This window comes from Streptomyces sp. JL2001 (genome assembly GCF_050917515.1).
Classification (GTDB): domain Bacteria; phylum Actinomycetota; class Actinomycetes; order Streptomycetales; family Streptomycetaceae; genus Streptomyces.
The window spans coordinates 7,533,987-7,548,957 of record NZ_CP169421.1; the positions used below are offsets into that span (position 1 = coordinate 7,533,987).

A 14,971-nucleotide genomic window follows, 5' to 3' on the forward strand; every position below is an offset into this window, starting at 1 on the left:
CTCGTGTTGAACCAAGGCATCGGCTCCTGGCCGGCCCGCCGGGCCCGCAGGACCCCCGACCGGATCGCTGTCGTCCACGAGGAACGCACCCTCACCTACCGCGAACTCCACGGGCGGGTCCTCCGCCTGGCCCACGGCCTGCGGGCTCTGGGCGTGACGAGCGGGGACCGGATCGCCTACCTGGGCCCCAACCACCCGGCCTTCCTGGAGACATTGTTCGCCGCCGGAGTGCTCGGCGCGGTCTTCGTCCCGCTCAACACCCGCCTCGCCGCACCGGAACTGGCCCACAACCTCGCCGACTCGGGCAGCACCGTGCTCGTCCACGCGCCTGAGCAGGCCGAGGCGGCCCGCGGTGCGGCAGCCGAGGCGGGGGTACCCCACCGGATCACGCTCGCCGCCCCCGACGACGGCGCGCTCGGCTACGAGGAACTCCTCGCCGGCGCCGGAACCGGCCCGCTGGACGAGGCGGTGGCACCGGACGACCCCTGCATCATCATGTACACCTCCGGGACCACGGGGCGCCCCAAGGGGGCCGTCCTCTCGCACGGCAACATCACCTGGAACAGTGTCAACGTCCTCGTCGACACCGACCTCACCGCCGACGAGGTCACCCTGGTCGTCGCCCCCCTCTTCCACACCGCCGGCCTCAACATGACCTGCCTGCCCACCCTCCTCAAGGGCGGCCGGGTGGTCCTGCTCGCCGCGTTCGACGCCGACCGGGTCCTCGACACCATCGAGCACCGGCGAGTCACCTACATGTTCGGCGTCCCCACGATGTACGACGCGATGGCCGCCCGGCCCCGCTGGGCGAGCGCCGACCTCTCCAGCCTGCGCACGCTCAACTGCGGCGGAGCACCGGTCCCCGCCCGCACCATCACCGCGTACCTCGACCGCGGCCTCGCCTTCAGCCAGGGCTACGGCATGACCGAGGCGTCACCCGGCGTCCTCTTCCTCGACCGGGAGCAGGCCGCGGCCAAGGCCGGCTCCGCCGGAGTCCCCCACTTCTTCACCGACACCCGGCTCGTCCTGCCCGACGGCAGCGACACCGCACCCGGCGAACGCGGCGAGGTCCTCGTCCAGGGCCCCCACGTCATGACGGGCTACTGGGGACGGCCCGAGGACACCGCGGCCGCCTTCACGGACGGAGGCTGGCTGCGCACCGGCGACATCGCGCGGACCGACGCCGACGGCTACGCCTACATCGTCGACCGGGTCAAGGACATGTTCGTCTCCGGCGGCGAGAACGTCTATCCGGCCGAGGTCGAGGACGCGCTCCTCGGCCACCCCGCCGTCGCCGAATGCGCGGTCATCGGCATTCCCGACCGGGTCTGGGGCGAGGTCGGCCGCGCCGTCGTCGTCCTCAGGCCCGGCACCCGCGCTTCCGAGGAGGACATCCTCGGCCATCTGCGAGGACGCCTCGCCAAGTACAAGATCCCCAAGTCCGTCGTCCTCACGGACGGACTGCCCCGCACCGGCTCCGGAAAGATCGTCAAGCCCGCCGTGCGCGACACCCACGCGCCCGGTCCCGCCCACCGCCCCCACCCGTGACGGACATCAGGGCAGCGCTCTCACAGGCCCGGCCCACCGTCGCCCTTGCCATCGAAAGGACCTCCATGCCGACCCTCGCCAACGGCCTCGACGAACTCAAGGCCCTCAGCGGAGCCGACCTCGGCCGCTCCGAATGGCTCGAGATCACCCAGGACCGGGTGAACACCTTCGCCGACGCCACCGACGACCACCAGTGGATCCACACGGACCCGGAGAAGGCCAAGGACGGGCCCTTCGGCGCCCCCATCGCCCACGGCTACCTGACGCTCTCCCTCATCATCCCGCTCTTCGGCGAGCTGCTCACCATCACCGGCACCAGCATGAGCGTCAACTACGGCCTGGACAAGGTCCGTTTCCCCAGTCCCGTGCCGGTCGGCGCGAAGCTCCGCCTGCACGGTGCCGTCGGCACCGTGGCGGACGTCAAGGGCAACGGCGTGCAGATGCCGCTGACCTTCACCGTCGAGGTCGAGGGCAGCGAGAAGCCGGCCTGCGTCGCCGAGGCGGTCTACCGCCACTACGCCTGACCGTACTCGACCGGCCGACGTCGGACCGGGGCCGCAGCGCGCCGCCGCTCAGGGCGTGGGCGGTACGCGTCCACCGTGCCAGTCGGCGGCGCCCCCTGCGCCCAGGACACCCGCCGACTGTTCGACGGCGCGCGTGTCGACGTGCGCCAGGGCACGGCGGGCCACGCGGGCGACGACGAACGGGAAGAGGGGGCGCAGGGGTTCCATGAGCCGGAGCCAGGGAGGGCAGTAGACGCTGGTCGCGCGCCGCTCGACCCCCAGGCGCAGCCAGCGGGCGACCTGCGCCGCGTCGTGCACCCGTCCGGCGAAGCGGGGCTGGGAGGCGCGGAGCGCCACCAGCACCGGATTCTCGTCGATGTCCTGGGTCATCGCCGTACCGGTCCAATGCAGGTACGCGATGCCGACGCCGATCCTCCGCGGCGCGACCTCGGCGCGGAGCGACTGCGCGAACGACTCCGCGCCCGCCTTCGAGGCGCAGTACGCGCTCATCATCGGCGCCGCTCCGAAGGCCGCGGTGCTGGCGATCTGGAGGAAGTACCCATGGGTCCGGGCGAGCTGGGGCAGGAAGACCCGCGCCGTGGTGGCGCTGCCGAGCAGGTTGACGTTCACGACGCGTTCCCACAGGTCCGGATCGGCGGTGGCGAACGGACCCGTCGCGGCGATACCCGCGTTCGCGACGACGACGGAGGCCGGGCCCATGTCGTCCGTCACCTGCTCGGCCACCCGTGCCATGCCCGCCTTGTCGGTCACGTCCACCGCGTAGCAGTGCGCCTCGACGGGCAGCGTGCGGGCCACCGCGTGCAAGGTTTTGCACTCCCTGCCCAGCAGGGCCACACGCATTCCCTCCCCGGCCAGCTCCCGCGCCAGCGCGGCCCCCACGCCCCGCGCCGCGCCCGTCACGACGGCGACCCGGCCGCGCAGTACCCGCTCGTCCATGGCGTCTCCCTTCGGCAGCCGAAGCCTTCAGTCCACCACGGACCCCCGGACCACGCCGCTCGCGACACCTCGGGGTGGACCGGCGGGTGCCGCGGCAGCGAGCCGGATCCGCGGGCCACCGGCCGGCGTCGGTGCCGGCGCGCGCCCAGGGTCCGGTCGGCCGTCGCGAAGCGGTGCTCCGTCGGCTTCGGCACTTCGTGGAGGTGGCCGAAGCACTCGGTCTCCGGGCAGACGGAGGTTCCCGTCTCCCGTACCCACGCGTGCCCGCGTCACAGGGCGATCACGGCCCGCACCAGCGTGCCCCGGGCGTCGGACAGCACGGACCTGTCCACGGCGTAGGCGTCGACCAGGTCCAGCCCCCGGCCGAATTCCACATGCATGTCGACCGCCTCACAGCGCGGAGCGGTGCGCTCCCGCCACCGCCCGTGGTCGCGCACCCCGACGGTCACCGAGTGGTCGTCGGCCTCCAGCGCCACCACGAGATCGGGGCTGCCGCTGTGCAGGACGGCATTGGTCGCCAGTTCACTGACGATCACACCCAGTGCCTCCTCCGCCGCCGAGGACAGGCGGCGGGCACGCGCCACGACCGTCGTCAGCCGCCGCAGGCAGGGCACGGCTCGCGGACACGCAGGGAGTACGGCCACGGCCAGGACGCATCCGGAACCGGACGTCACCCGCTCGAAGGGCTCCGTTCCCAGCGGCTCCTGCCCCGGGCGCGCCCCACCGCGGCTCGAACACGTCACGTCTCTCACGCGGGACTCCTGCCTGGCAGCCGACTCCGTCGGCGGCGGGCCCGGCGTCCGGCGGACGGCGAGGCCTGACAGACTCCACGGTGCCCGCCGACCGGAGCGTGCGGCAATCAGGGCAGACTGAGTACGTATACGCAATCAACGTTGAGGCGCGTGAGGACTCGTGACAGCCAACCCGGACCTCCCCGGAACAGCGGGCGACGCCGAGGTCACGCTGCGCAGACGCCTCGAAGCGGCTCTGGCGCCGGACGCACCCGCACGGCCCCTGCTCCTGCTCGTCGAGGGCGCCGCCGGGACCGGCAAGAGCCGCCTCGTGCACCGGCTGACGGACGACCTGCCGACGACCGTGCACCGGACGACCCACACGGCCCTCACGCCCCGTACGACCCCGGACGGGCTGCCGCCCCGCACCGGGCCGACTCGTACGACCCCGGACGGGCCGCCGCCCCGCACCGGGCCCGTCCTGCTCATCGCCGAGGACGTCCACCGCGCCCGCGCCGCCGACGTCGCGAGCCTGAGCCGGCTGCTCGCCGACCCGCCCCCTCACCTTGCCTGCGTCCTGAGCTACCGCCCCGAGGAGCTTGCCGCGCCCGGGCTCGTCCTGGGTCCCGGCACCGAGTTTCCCGCCACGCTCACCGTCGTGCGTCACGTCCTCGCGCCGCTCGACGTGACCGCCGTGCGCACGACGGCCGAGGCCGTGCTCGGAGCCGACCGCTGCACGGCCGACCTGGTCGACCGCCTGCACCGCGTCTCCGGCGGTGTCGCCCAGACACTCACCGACCTGCTCGACGAACTGGCCGCGTGGTCGCCGAGCGCCACGGGGGAACCGCTTCCCGTCGTCCTCGACCGCCTGGGCACGCCGCCACGCCTGGAGGCGCTGGTGCTGCGTCGCACCGCCGCCGTGCCGGAGGAGCACCGGCCGATCGTGAGCGCCGCAGCCGTTCTCGACGAGCCCGCGACGTCCCGGGACCTCGCCGCCGTCGCCGGTCTCACGGGTCGGGCGGCCCACGACGCCCTGGCCGCGGCCCTCCGGGCCGCCGTCCTGGAGGAACGCGGCGACGGCCGGTACGGCTTCACCTCGCCGCTCGCCGCCGCCGCTGTCCGTGCCGCGGCGACGGGACCGGACCGCGAGGTGCTGCACCGGCGGAGCGGACGCCTGCTCGCAGCGCGCCAGCCCGTCGAATGGGAACGTGTGGCCGCCCATCGCCTCGCCTGCGGCGACGAGCGGGGGTGGCTGCACGCCGTCGAGCGGGCCGCCGAGAGGTTCGAGGAAGCCGGACAGCAGCAGCGGGCGGTGAGTCTGCTGGAGTCGTCGCTGGCCACCGGCCCCGTCCCGGGGCAGGCCCGGTCCCGGCTCGCCACGCTGCTCGCCCGCTGTGCCGTGGTGGGCCTGCGCTCGGACGAGACACTGCAGGTCCTCCGGCACATCGTGGCCGACTCCGGGCTCCCCGCCGGAGTGCGGGGCGAGATCCGCCTGGACCTCGGACTCCTCCAGTGCAACCAGATGGGGCAGGTCACCGAGGGGCGGGCCGAGCTCACCCGCGCGGTGGGCGAGCTGGAAGGCAGACCCGTGCCGCAGGCCCGGGCGATGTCCGCCCTGGCGATGCCCTACGGACCCGGCCCCTCCCTCACCGAGCACGTCGTCTGGATCGAGCGCGCCGTGGCGGTCGCGGAGGAGTCGGGAGACCCGGTGGTGCAGACCGCGGTCGCGGCGAACCGGGTGAGCGTCCTGCTCAACACCGGCGATCCGGCCGCATGGGAACTCGTCGAGCGTCTGCCTCGTGACAGCAGGCTCGTCGGCTGCCGCCAGCAGACCGCCCGGGGGCTGTGCAACGCCGCGGACGCGGCGGTCTGGCTCGGCCACTACGAGAAGGCGCGGACGCTGCTGGCCGAAGGCGTCGCTCTGGCCGCTCGTAGCGGTGCGGCCTACGCCGAACGGACCGGCCGCGGCTGCACCCTCGTCCTCGACTGGGCGACCGGAGCGTGGGCCGGCCTCGCCGACCGGGCCAGGGCCTTCGCCGACGAAGCCGGCGACATGCCCTACCTCGCCTCCGATGCCCGTATGGTCCTCGGACTGCTGGCCCTCTCCCGAGGAGAGTGGGCCGACACGGTCACCCACCTGACCGGTCCGGAAGCCGCGGACCTCGACACCGGCCCCGTGCCGGTCTCGGCCACCGTGTCCGGTGCCCTGATCAGACTGGCCCTCGCCCACGACGACCTCGCCGGCGCGGCCACCGAGGCCACCGTCGCCTGGAAGCGGCTGCGGAACAAGGGGATCTGGTCCTGGGCCGCGGAACTCGCACCCTGGGCGGTGGAGGCGACCCTGCGAGCGGGGGAGGAAGCCACCGCCGCCGCGATGGCCGACGAGTTCGCCGCCGGGCTGGAAGGCCGGGACGCGCCGTCCGCGGAGGCCGCCCTCGCATGGACCAGGGGCATCCTGGCCGAGCGGACGGGGAAGACGGCCGAGGCCGTGGACTTCTACGAGACCAGCGCCGCCGCCTACCGGGGGCTGCCCCGGCCCTACCACCAAGCCCTCACCGCGGCTGCCGCCGCCCGCTGCCGCCTCAGCCTCGAGGACGACAGCGGCACCGTCGTCACCGAGCTCACCCGCTGCGCCACCGTCTTCGACACGCTCGGCGCCACCTGGGACGCCGCCCGCATCCGCGCCGACCTGCGTCATCACCAGCCCGCCGCGGAACGCCGACCGCCCGGTCGCCCCCGATACGGGGACCTTCTCTCGCCCCGCGAGGCGGAAGTCGCGGAACTGGCGGCCGCCGGCATGTCCAACCGCGAGATCGCCACCACGCTGCACCTCTCTCCGCGCACCGTCGAGCAGCACGTCGCCCGTGCCCTGCAGAAGACCGGCGTGCACTCCCGCCAGCAGCTCGCAGACGCCCTGGAAGCGGCGTCGAGTTGAATAGGTATCCGTAAACCCCCGCCTCCGGATGCTTCGATAGCAGATTTCACGCCACGATCGGTCCGGGCAGCGCCGCATTCCACCCCCATGCGGCGCTGCAACGGGGCTCGCCCCGGTATTTCGGCAACACAGCGGGCGCGCGCCCATCCCCCACGGGCGCGCGCCTGGCCGTTGCCCGGGGGAATCGGCCAGCCGCCACCCAGCCCCGGCTCAGGCCACCCGCTGACCTCCTGCCGCCTCCCCGGAGCGCTACCAGGCCCGGGCGCCGTGGCCGAAAACCCTCGCATCGGAACGGCATCCTCGGCCGGACGGGTCCCTCAGGCCCACCACGGCCGGCAACGCACGTCGACGTCCGGCCGCTCTCGCCTTCTTCTCGGTCATCAGTGGTGCTCACCCCTTCACCGCCGGGGCCCGCGCCGCGGTGCCGGACGACCCGGAGCGGGCAGCGGCAACTACCGGAGTGTGTCAGCGGGTTGAGGCGGCCTGACCTCGCCGCCGCGAGATCCCGGCTCGCGTATATCGAGGCCACGCCGATAATTGAAGGAGAGCCCGGTGCCCGCCCCGGCCGGCATGCGGAGGCTCTCCGAGGGGGCAGGTCAAACGAGTGGTTGCACAGCGCCGCCCCTGACTTCCATGGCAATCCGCCGTTCTCGCGAGCGATGCCGCCATGCCGGAACGCCGCCGGGCGAAGATGCCATCCGAAGGGCTCCACCAGCACGTCGCCTCTGGTGACCGGCAGGCGCGGACGCGGTGCGGAAGGGCTACGTGATGTCGGATCGAATTCTGTACTACAGCGCGTCCAAGGGTCGTGGGGTCATCGGTACGGTCGACGGCAACAATGTTCTGAAGGACGTGACCGTCATTCCGGATGGGTCGTTCGCGAAGGACTGGACGCAGATCACCGCGTTGAGTGGTGACCGGATTCTGTACTACAGCGCGTCGAAGGGCCGCGGTCTGATCGGCACCATCGACAGCAATAACGTCCTGCGGGATGTGACTGTCATTCCGGATGGGTCGTTCGCGAAGGACTGGACGCAGATCACCGCGTTGAGTGGTGACCGGATTCTGTACTACAGCGCGTCGAAGGGCCGCGGTCTGATCGGCACCATCGACAGCAATAACGTCCTGCGGGATGTGACTGTCATTCCGGATGGGTCGTTCGCGAAGGACTGGACGCAGATCACCGCGTTGAGTGGTGACCGGATTCTGTACTACAGCGCGTCGAAGGGCCGCGGTCTGATCGGCACCATCGACAGCGACAACGTCCTGCGGGATGTGACTGTCATTCCGGATGGGTCGTTCGCGAAGGACTGGACGCAGATCACCGCGTTGAGTGGTGACCGGATTCTGTACTACAGCGCGTCGAAGGGCCGCGGTCTGATCGGCACCATCAACAGCAACAACGTCCTCCAGGACGTCACCGTCATCCCCGACGGATCGTTCGCCAAGGACTGGCAGGAGATCGCCTTCCTCCGCGTGCCGGGAAAGCCGGCCTACCCGTGGGCCTTCCTGCTGGTCCAGTTCAGCGACGCCACGACCCCGACCCCCTTCACCCGTCAGCGCTTCGAAGAGATGTGCACGAGTGCCGGCGCCGGGAAATTCAACCTGGTCGATTTCTACCAGGACATGTCCCACGGGAATCTCGATCTCAGCACCTCACGCGTGTTCGGCTGGCACCGGCTCGCACAGAAGGAATCCGACTACGTCGGGTCGGGAGGCAACCCACAAGGTCGCAGGGACCTGATCACCTGGGCGCGGCAGGCCACGCTCAACGCAGGCGAGAACCTGTCGCCCTACGCGAACCGGATCTTCGTCGTCACCCATCCCCCCACGGACCTCTTCGGCATGCCCGAAGGCGCCGTCTCCGGTGACGGCAGGGACTCGGAAGGGATGACCTCACTGGCCCCGAGCCTCGTCGGACACGAGATGGGACATGTACACGGTCTCGACCACTCGTGGGGCGGCGGCTACGAGTACGGGGACCACTGGGACCTCATGAGCAATCGCACCCCCTATATGGCGCCCCACCCGGTCTACACGGAGCTGGACAGCTCCGGGCGACCGATCTGGCGAATCGGCCCCGGCCTGAACGCCGCCGCCATGTGGGGCAAGGGCTGGCTCGACATGACGCGGGTCTGGCAAGCGGGAGGAACGGAGACCGACGCGCTCGTCGACCTGCGACCGCTCCACCGACACGACCTGCCCGGGCAGCTCTGCGCGCGGGTCGGGCCGTACTTCTTCGAGTTCCGTGTCAAGGAACGCTGGGACGCGGCCATTCCCGAGCCGTGCGTCCTGGTGCACGAACTCACCTACAACCGGTCGTACCTCCTCACCGCGACCGAGAACGGCGGCCGGCAGGACCTTCGGGAGGGCGACGAGTTCCTCCGCGGCGACCCCGACGACCCGACGGGGGCGAGCCCTCTGGTTCGGGTCAAGGTCCTGGACATCGACGCCGCCGCGCGGACGGCGCGACTCAGCGTGACGCAGCGGCCGGATCTTCGGTTCCTGGCCGGACCCGAGACAAGGCTCTTCGGAGCGGAAGGCATCGACGGCGGGCTCATCGTCATCGGCGGGAAGGTGGTGGACGTACCGCCCGGCTCACCTTTGTCCGCCACGATCGAGGAGATCGCCCAGCAGCTCCAGGAGACGGGAGCCGCCGTCACCGCGGACGGCGACGGCTATCTGCACCGGGACTTCCTGCGCGCGATCGCTTCCTTGACGGATCTCGTCTCGCGGATGGAAACGCCGTGTGTGCCCCACGAGGCGGTGGCCCGGACCGACCGGGTCCTGGCGTCCTCGACCGCAGCCACGCACGCGGGCAGCGACTGAGGACGGTGAGTCTGTCGCCGCACCCCGGAGAGGGAGTGCGCACGCGCTCCCTCTCCCACCCGGTTCGGCGGTGTCGCCGTACCGGACGTCACTCGCCGTCAGATCGACCCGGCCCGATGCCGTGAGGATCCCGAGGCCCGCCCACTCGGTGTTGCCGGTCGCCTGATCGAGGCGGAGCCCTGCCCGGGTACGGTTGCTTCGCATGAACCGTACCCGTACCGAGATCGAGATCACCGCGGAGCTGGTCCGGGACCTGTTGCGCGAGCAGCATCCCGACCTGGCCGACCGCCCGGTGAGGCTCGGCGCGCGTGGCTGGGACAACCAGCTGTGGCGGCTCGGCGACGACCTCGCTGTCCGGTTGCCCTGGGCGACGGAGTCCGCGGACGCGTTGCTGCGCAAGGAGCACGCCTGGCTGCCCGCCCTCGCCCCGCGCCTCCCGCTGCAGGTCCCGGTCCCGCAGCGCCTCGGGGAGCCGTCCGAGAGGTTCCCGCGGCCGTGGATCGTCACCACCTGGGTGCCGGGCGAACCCGCCGACCGCGCCCCCGCCACACGAGCCGAGGACGCGGCCAACAGCCTGGCCGACTTTCTGACGGCTCTTCACCGTCCCGCCCTCGACGGGGCGCCCGCCGGCCGTGGCCGCGGGGGGCCGCTGGCGGACCATGCCGAGGGGTTCGCCGAGGGGCTTGCGTCGGCCACGGAGCTGGGCCTGATCCCCGACCCCGAGGCGGTCCGCACCGTCTGGGAGGACGCCGTCGCAGCACCCCGGTGGACGGGCCCGGCACTGTGGCTCCACGGCGACCTGCATCCGGCGAACATCCTCACCTCCGACGGTACGTTCTGCGGCGTGATCGACTTCGGTGACCTCTGCGCCGGTGATCCGGCCTGCGACCTCGCCGCCCCCTGGATACTGCTGCCGACGGGCGCCGCCGACCGGTTCCACGAGGCGTATCGACCGACCGCGGACACCGCGACGCTGCGCCGCGCCCGCGGCTGGGCGGTGCTGCGCGCCCTCGGCGGCATCCACATCGGAGAGGCCGGTCTCCGCGGCCGCCCCGGCGGCAAGGCGACCTGGGGCCCACCCGCCCACGCCGCGCTGCGACGGCTCGTCGCAACCGTCCGCCGACCAGGTGGGCACGACCGCCCGGCCGGTGGCGCCGACGCTCCTCGCCCGGCGTGAACGAGCCGTGCACGTGACGGATCCTCCGGTCAGGGCCGCAGGCCCGCCCGTTTGAGTGCGACCTCGCCGAGGGTGGCGATGACGCGCTGGTCCCCTCGGCGCCACGCGTCGGCGAAACCGCCGGGCGGGACGGGGAGCGCGGCGAGGTCGCGGGGCGGGCCGGTGAGGGCACGCAGGGCGAGCAGGTCAGCGCCTCCGGGCGCGTCGGCGAGGCGTCGAAGGGTCGTACTGCGCCGGATCCAGAGCAGGCGCGGGGGAAGCCACAGCAGCAGTACGAAGACCACCGGGACGACGATCAGAACCGTCGTGGTCACGTCGGCCACCTGACTGACGGCCTGCTGCAGCGATTCTCCGGCGTCGGCGAACCCCGTGCTGGCGTCGGCTGCGGACTCGAGCGGCTTCCTCAGCAGCCCGCCGACGAGCGGCACGTCCCCTGCCGCGTCGCCGGCGTTCCCGAGCTCGGCGGCCAGGCCGTCGCCCGCGCTTTCGACCTTCCGTCCCGGCTCGGCCAGCCGCATGATCGCTTCGCGGACCGCGAGGGCGCCCCACACCACCACGGCGATCAGGAGTACGGCGATCAGGTCGACGAGCACCTGCCGGTTCCGACGTGCGGGCGTCTGAGCGTAGAGGCGCATCGGCGGGGCCCCGTTCGAGTCATGGAGTCGAGGAGGATCGGCCCGGTCGGGCGCAGGTCGGCCGACCTGTACGTCGGACTCAACTCTTCCACCTCGCTGCGCGGGCAAACGTCCGTGACACGACATGCGTGACACGGCATGTGGGTGGCCCGGACACCGGAGCCCGACGACGATCGGCCGCGCCAGGTGACGCCCGAGCCCGAAAGAAGCCCGGTTCCGCCCCCTCGATCGCCACCGAGCCCGCGCCGTCGATGAAGGGGAACGCTCGTCCGTGCGGCCGACCGGCGACAGAAGCGGAGCCGTCGAGCCTGGTGGTGACAACACCAGGCTCAGCACACCCTCCCTCCCCTCCCGGCTCACTGCCAAGGTGATCGCATGACCCAGCGCACCACTCTCATCACCGGCGCCACCCAGGGCATGGGCCGCGCTCTCGCGCTCGACCTGGCCTCGCGCGGCGGCACCGTCCTGCTGCACGGCCGTGACCGTGACCGGCTGGAGTCCGTGGCCGCCCAGGCACGGGCCACCAGCGAAGACGTCACCGTCCGCACCTACCTCGCCGATCTGTCCGACCTGGACCAGGTGCGCGCGATGGCCGAAGAGATCCGTGCGACGGAGCCGCACCTCTCCGGCCTGATCAACAACGCGGTGGCCGGCGGCGGTTCCGATCCGCTCAGGCGGGAGCTGAACCGTCACGGCCACGAACTCCGTTTCGCCGTGAACCACCTCGCCCCATACGCCCTCACCAGGGGACTGCTTCCCCTGCTCACCGCCTCGGCCCCCGCCCGCGTGATCAACGTCGCCTCGATCGGCCAGGAGGCCGTCGACTTCGACGACGTCATGCTGGAGCGGGGCTACGAGGGCCTGCGCGCCTACTGCAGGAGCAAGTTGGCGCTCATCATGGCGACCTTCGAGTTGGCCGCGGAACTCGACGGCACCGGAGTCACGGTGAACACCCTGCACCCGGCACACCTCATGGACACGGAGGGCGTCCGCGCGTACGGCCTGACCCCCGTCATCGGCACCGACGAGGGGGTCCGGCCGACCGTGCGGCTCCTCCTCGACCCGGCGCTCGCCACCACCACGGGCCGCTACTTCGACCGCTTCACGGACGCGCGCGCCCATGACCAGGCGTACGACGCCGAGGCGCGCGGGCGCCTGATGGAGCTGACCCACCGCCTGCTCGATCACAGCAGGCCGTGAGCCGGCGGCGTCAGCCGGCCACCTGACCGGCCGTCGGTTCGGCGCGGCGGCGGGTGAGCGCCCGGCGGCCGAGAAGGACGGCGCCCAGCCCCAGCGGGATGGCCACGATGGCGCCGACGAGTCCGTTGCCGGTGCCGGGACCGCCACCGGCGGTCGCCGCATGCAGCACCCCGAGGACCGTGCCGGCCAGCCCCACCGCGATGGCCGTCCTCCCGCCGGTGCGCGCCCTCCGGCTGCTGATCCGGTTTCCGGCGCGGCCCAGGGCCAGCCGGCCGATGGCCAGGCCGAGCAGCCCCACCCCCAGGGCCAGGTTGGCCCCGGTCCGTCCGTCGCCGATGATCCCGCCCTCGGCGGCCGCCATCAGCGCTGCTGAAGGACTCATGCCGTTCTCCTCTTTCTCCGTCGCTGATTCCGCATTCGATGTGCCTTGAGCATGCGCGCCCGATCCCCTGCGGGTCGTCCGACGGACGCAGGCACTTCCCGCTGCCGCCGCCGCTGCAGCCCCCTACGGCGGATGCAGCAGGCCGGCGCCCCCATACCGCACCCGCAGTAGTCGACCGCTCGTCCATGAGCCGGAGTCGCCCACCTCCACGCCCGGCTACGGTGCACCCATGGACAAAGGACGGTTCGCCCTCCCGGCCCACGTCACCGACTGGGCGATCGCCGTGGGCGTCGCGGCGCTGCTGCTGGGCACCGGGCTGTCCGGGCCACCCCCGGCCGGGGGAGGCGAGCTGATCGGCGTCCTGCTGCTGGCGGCTGGCGGGCTGGCGCTGGCCGCGCGCCGCCGGGCGCCCCTCGTCGTCCTGGCCGTCACCGGGCTGCTCGCGGTGGGCTACCAGGCGGCCGGGTTCGAGGCGCTCGCGGTCTCCTACCTGGTCGCGGTCTACGGCGCGGTACGCGCCGGACACCGGACCGTGGCGCTGGCGGCCTCCCTGGCCCTGCTCGTCCTCCTCCAGCTCACCGCCCTGGCCTCCCACGACGGGCCCGCGCGGGAGAGCGTCGCGCAGGTCCGGAGCACCATCGAGATCGCCTGGCTGATCGCCGCGTTCGCCGCCGGGGAGGCGGTGCGGCAGGCCGAGCGGCGGGCGGACGAGGCCGAGCGCACCCGCGAGGAGACCGCGCGACGCCGGGCCGACGAGGAACGGCTGCGCATCGCGCGGGAACTGCACGATGCCCTCACCCATCAGATCTCGGTCGTCACCCTGCAGTCCGAGGTCGCCGTCCACGTGGCCCGGCGGCGCGGCGAGCAGGTGCCGGAGGCACTGCTGGCGATCCAGGAGGCCGGCCGGGAAGCGAGCCGGGAGCTGCGCGCGACCCTCGAGGCGCTGCGCGACGACGACACCACCCCGCCACCCGGGCTCGACCACATCCCCCACCTGGTGAAACGGTTCCACACGGCCGACCTGGACACGACGCTGACGATCCGTGGACATCCGCACGCCGTACCGGCGGCGGTGGGCCGCACCGCCTACCGCATCGTTCAGGAGTCGCTCACCAACGTCACGCGGCACGCCGCCGCGACCACGGCCTCCGTGCTCATCGACCACCGGCCGGACGCCCTCGCCATCCGCGTCGACGACAACGGAACAGCCACCGCGCACTCCGCGCAGACGCCCGGCCTCGGACTGCTCGGCATGCACGAACGCGTCGCGGCCCTGGGCGGCCGCCTGCGCACCGAGCCGCGCCACGCGGGCGGCTTCACCGTCCAGGCCGAACTCCCCGTGAACGGAGCGACGTGATCCGTGTCCTGCTGGTCGACGACCAGCCGCTCATCCGCAGCGGCTTCCGCGCGCTGCTCGGCCTCGAGGACGACATCGAGGTGGTGGCCGAGGCCGCGGACGGCCGAGAGGGCTTGGCACGCGTCAGGGAACAGCTGCCCGACGTCGCGCTCATCGACATCCAGATGCCCGTCATGGACGGCATCGAAGCGACCCGCCGCATCGCCGCGGACCCGGCCCTGGCCCGCGTCCACGTCGTCATGCTGACCAACTACGGCATGGACGAGTACGTCTTCGACGCACTGCGCGCCGGCGCCGCCGGTTTCCTCGTCAAGGACATCGTGCCGGAGGACTTCCTGCACGCCGTTCGCGTCGCCGCCCGCGGCGATGCCCTGCTCGCGCCCGCGATCACCCGCAAGCTCATCGACCGGTACGTCGCCCAGCGGCCTCCCACCCCGGCCGGCAGCGGGCTGGAGGAGCTGACCGGCCGTGAACGCGAGACGGTCGTCCTGGTCGCACAGGGCCTGTCCAACGACGAGATCGCCGACCGCCTGGTCATCAGCCCGCTGACCGCCAAGACCCACATCAACCGTGCCATGGCCAAACTCCACGCCCGCGACCGCGCCCAACTCGTGGTCCTCGCCTACGAATCCGGCCTGGTCACTCCGGGCCGCTCCTGACGGGTGCCGCAGCGGCCAGGCCCGGACACGCCGATGCCGGGTGATCGGCCACCTCGAC

The 14,971-nt window shown here is 72.5% G+C and carries 12 protein-coding genes; 8 read left to right on the forward strand and 4 right to left on the reverse strand.

Annotated elements, in window-relative coordinates; genetic code table 11:
* Nucleotides 1-3 precede the first annotated feature (3 nt).
* Together ACE1OA_RS33755 and ACE1OA_RS33760 are read left to right on the forward strand one after the other, a co-directional pair.
* Entirely contained in the window at nucleotides 4-1,548 is a 1,545-nt protein-coding gene (locus ACE1OA_RS33755) for an acyl-CoA synthetase (protein WP_384872477.1), read from the forward strand.
* A gap of 65 nt (nucleotides 1,549-1,613) precedes the next feature.
* On the forward strand, nucleotides 1,614-2,072 hold the full coding sequence (locus ACE1OA_RS33760; RefSeq protein WP_384872474.1) for a MaoC family dehydratase: 459 nt from the start codon (nucleotides 1,614-1,616) through the stop codon (nucleotides 2,070-2,072).
* A gap of 48 nt (nucleotides 2,073-2,120) precedes the next feature.
* Here ACE1OA_RS33760 and ACE1OA_RS33765 read toward each other — a convergent pair whose 3' ends face one another.
* Together ACE1OA_RS33765 and ACE1OA_RS33770 are read right to left on the reverse strand one after the other, a co-directional pair.
* Complete coding sequence (locus tag ACE1OA_RS33765; protein WP_384872471.1) at nucleotides 2,121-3,008, reverse strand: SDR family oxidoreductase; 888 nt, start codon at nucleotides 3,006-3,008, stop codon at nucleotides 2,121-2,123.
* 269 nt (nucleotides 3,009-3,277) lie between these two features.
* Nucleotides 3,278-3,652, reverse strand: coding sequence for an ATP-binding protein (locus ACE1OA_RS33770; protein WP_432753906.1), 375 nt, complete (start codon nucleotides 3,650-3,652; stop codon nucleotides 3,278-3,280).
* Between the two features lie 268 nt (nucleotides 3,653-3,920).
* Here ACE1OA_RS33770 and ACE1OA_RS33775 point away from each other — a divergent pair, with 268 nt between their 5' ends.
* The 3 genes from ACE1OA_RS33775 to ACE1OA_RS33785 all read left to right on the forward strand — a co-directional run bounded on the left by ACE1OA_RS33775 (nucleotide 3,921) and on the right by ACE1OA_RS33785 (nucleotide 10,680).
* Entirely contained in the window at nucleotides 3,921-6,674 is a 2,754-nt protein-coding gene (locus ACE1OA_RS33775) for a LuxR C-terminal-related transcriptional regulator (RefSeq protein ID WP_432753907.1), read from the forward strand.
* Nucleotides 6,675-7,442: 768 nt separating this feature from the next.
* A complete protein-coding gene (locus tag ACE1OA_RS33780; RefSeq protein WP_432753908.1) occupies nucleotides 7,443-9,503 on the forward strand; it encodes a hypothetical protein in 2,061 nt (686 codons plus the stop codon).
* Nucleotides 9,504-9,705: 202 nt separating this feature from the next.
* A complete protein-coding gene (locus tag ACE1OA_RS33785; protein WP_432753909.1) occupies nucleotides 9,706-10,680 on the forward strand; it encodes an aminoglycoside phosphotransferase family protein in 975 nt (324 codons plus the stop codon).
* A gap of 29 nt (nucleotides 10,681-10,709) precedes the next feature.
* On the opposite strand, the gene ACE1OA_RS33790 is transcribed toward ACE1OA_RS33785, so the two are convergent.
* Nucleotides 10,710-11,315, reverse strand: coding sequence for a hypothetical protein (locus ACE1OA_RS33790; protein ID WP_356607934.1), 606 nt, complete (start codon nucleotides 11,313-11,315; stop codon nucleotides 10,710-10,712).
* Between the two features lie 375 nt (nucleotides 11,316-11,690).
* On the opposite strand from ACE1OA_RS33790, the gene ACE1OA_RS33795 reads away from it, so the two are divergent.
* The gene (locus ACE1OA_RS33795; RefSeq protein WP_432753910.1) at nucleotides 11,691-12,515 is read left to right on the forward strand and encodes an SDR family NAD(P)-dependent oxidoreductase; all 825 of its coding nucleotides are present in this window, start codon (nucleotides 11,691-11,693) and stop codon (nucleotides 12,513-12,515) included.
* 10 nt (nucleotides 12,516-12,525) lie between these two features.
* Here the strand turns inward: ACE1OA_RS33795 and ACE1OA_RS33800 are convergent, their stop codons facing one another.
* Nucleotides 12,526-12,897: a DUF6223 family protein gene (locus tag ACE1OA_RS33800; protein WP_356776893.1), complete on the reverse strand. Its 372-nt coding sequence runs from the start codon at nucleotides 12,895-12,897 to the stop codon at nucleotides 12,526-12,528.
* A 229-nt stretch (nucleotides 12,898-13,126) separates the two neighbouring features.
* Between ACE1OA_RS33800 and ACE1OA_RS33805 the strand changes: the two genes are divergently transcribed.
* Both ACE1OA_RS33805 and ACE1OA_RS33810 read left to right on the forward strand, forming a co-directional pair.
* Nucleotides 13,127-14,254 (forward strand): sensor histidine kinase, encoded by a 1,128-nt coding sequence (locus ACE1OA_RS33805; protein WP_432753911.1) that lies wholly within the window; start codon nucleotides 13,127-13,129, stop codon nucleotides 14,252-14,254.
* Nucleotides 14,251-14,913 (forward strand): response regulator transcription factor, encoded by a 663-nt coding sequence (locus tag ACE1OA_RS33810; protein ID WP_356607926.1) that lies wholly within the window; start codon nucleotides 14,251-14,253, stop codon nucleotides 14,911-14,913. The genes ACE1OA_RS33805 and ACE1OA_RS33810 overlap by 4 nt, the downstream gene beginning before the upstream one ends.
* Nucleotides 14,914-14,971 lie beyond the last annotated feature (58 nt).

What these genes read in the sequence shown, in the direction of transcription:
- ACE1OA_RS33760 (WP_384872474.1), top strand. Translation starts at nt 1,614, where the DNA reads ATGCCGACCCTCGCCAACGGCCTCGACGAACTCAAGGCCCTCAGCGGA.
- ACE1OA_RS33765 (WP_384872471.1), bottom strand. Translation starts at nt 3,008, where the DNA reads ATGGACGAGCGGGTACTGCGCGGCCGGGTCGCCGTCGTGACGGGCGCG.
- ACE1OA_RS33780 (WP_432753908.1), top strand. Translation starts at nt 7,443, where the DNA reads ATGTCGGATCGAATTCTGTACTACAGCGCGTCCAAGGGTCGTGGGGTC.
- ACE1OA_RS33785 (WP_432753909.1), top strand. Translation starts at nt 9,706, where the DNA reads ATGAACCGTACCCGTACCGAGATCGAGATCACCGCGGAGCTGGTCCGG.
- ACE1OA_RS33790 (WP_356607934.1), bottom strand. Translation starts at nt 11,315, where the DNA reads ATGCGCCTCTACGCTCAGACGCCCGCACGTCGGAACCGGCAGGTGCTC.
- ACE1OA_RS33795 (WP_432753910.1), top strand. Translation starts at nt 11,691, where the DNA reads ATGACCCAGCGCACCACTCTCATCACCGGCGCCACCCAGGGCATGGGC.
- ACE1OA_RS33800 (WP_356776893.1), bottom strand. Translation starts at nt 12,897, where the DNA reads ATGAGTCCTTCAGCAGCGCTGATGGCGGCCGCCGAGGGCGGGATCATC.
- ACE1OA_RS33805 (WP_432753911.1), top strand. Translation starts at nt 13,127, where the DNA reads ATGGACAAAGGACGGTTCGCCCTCCCGGCCCACGTCACCGACTGGGCG.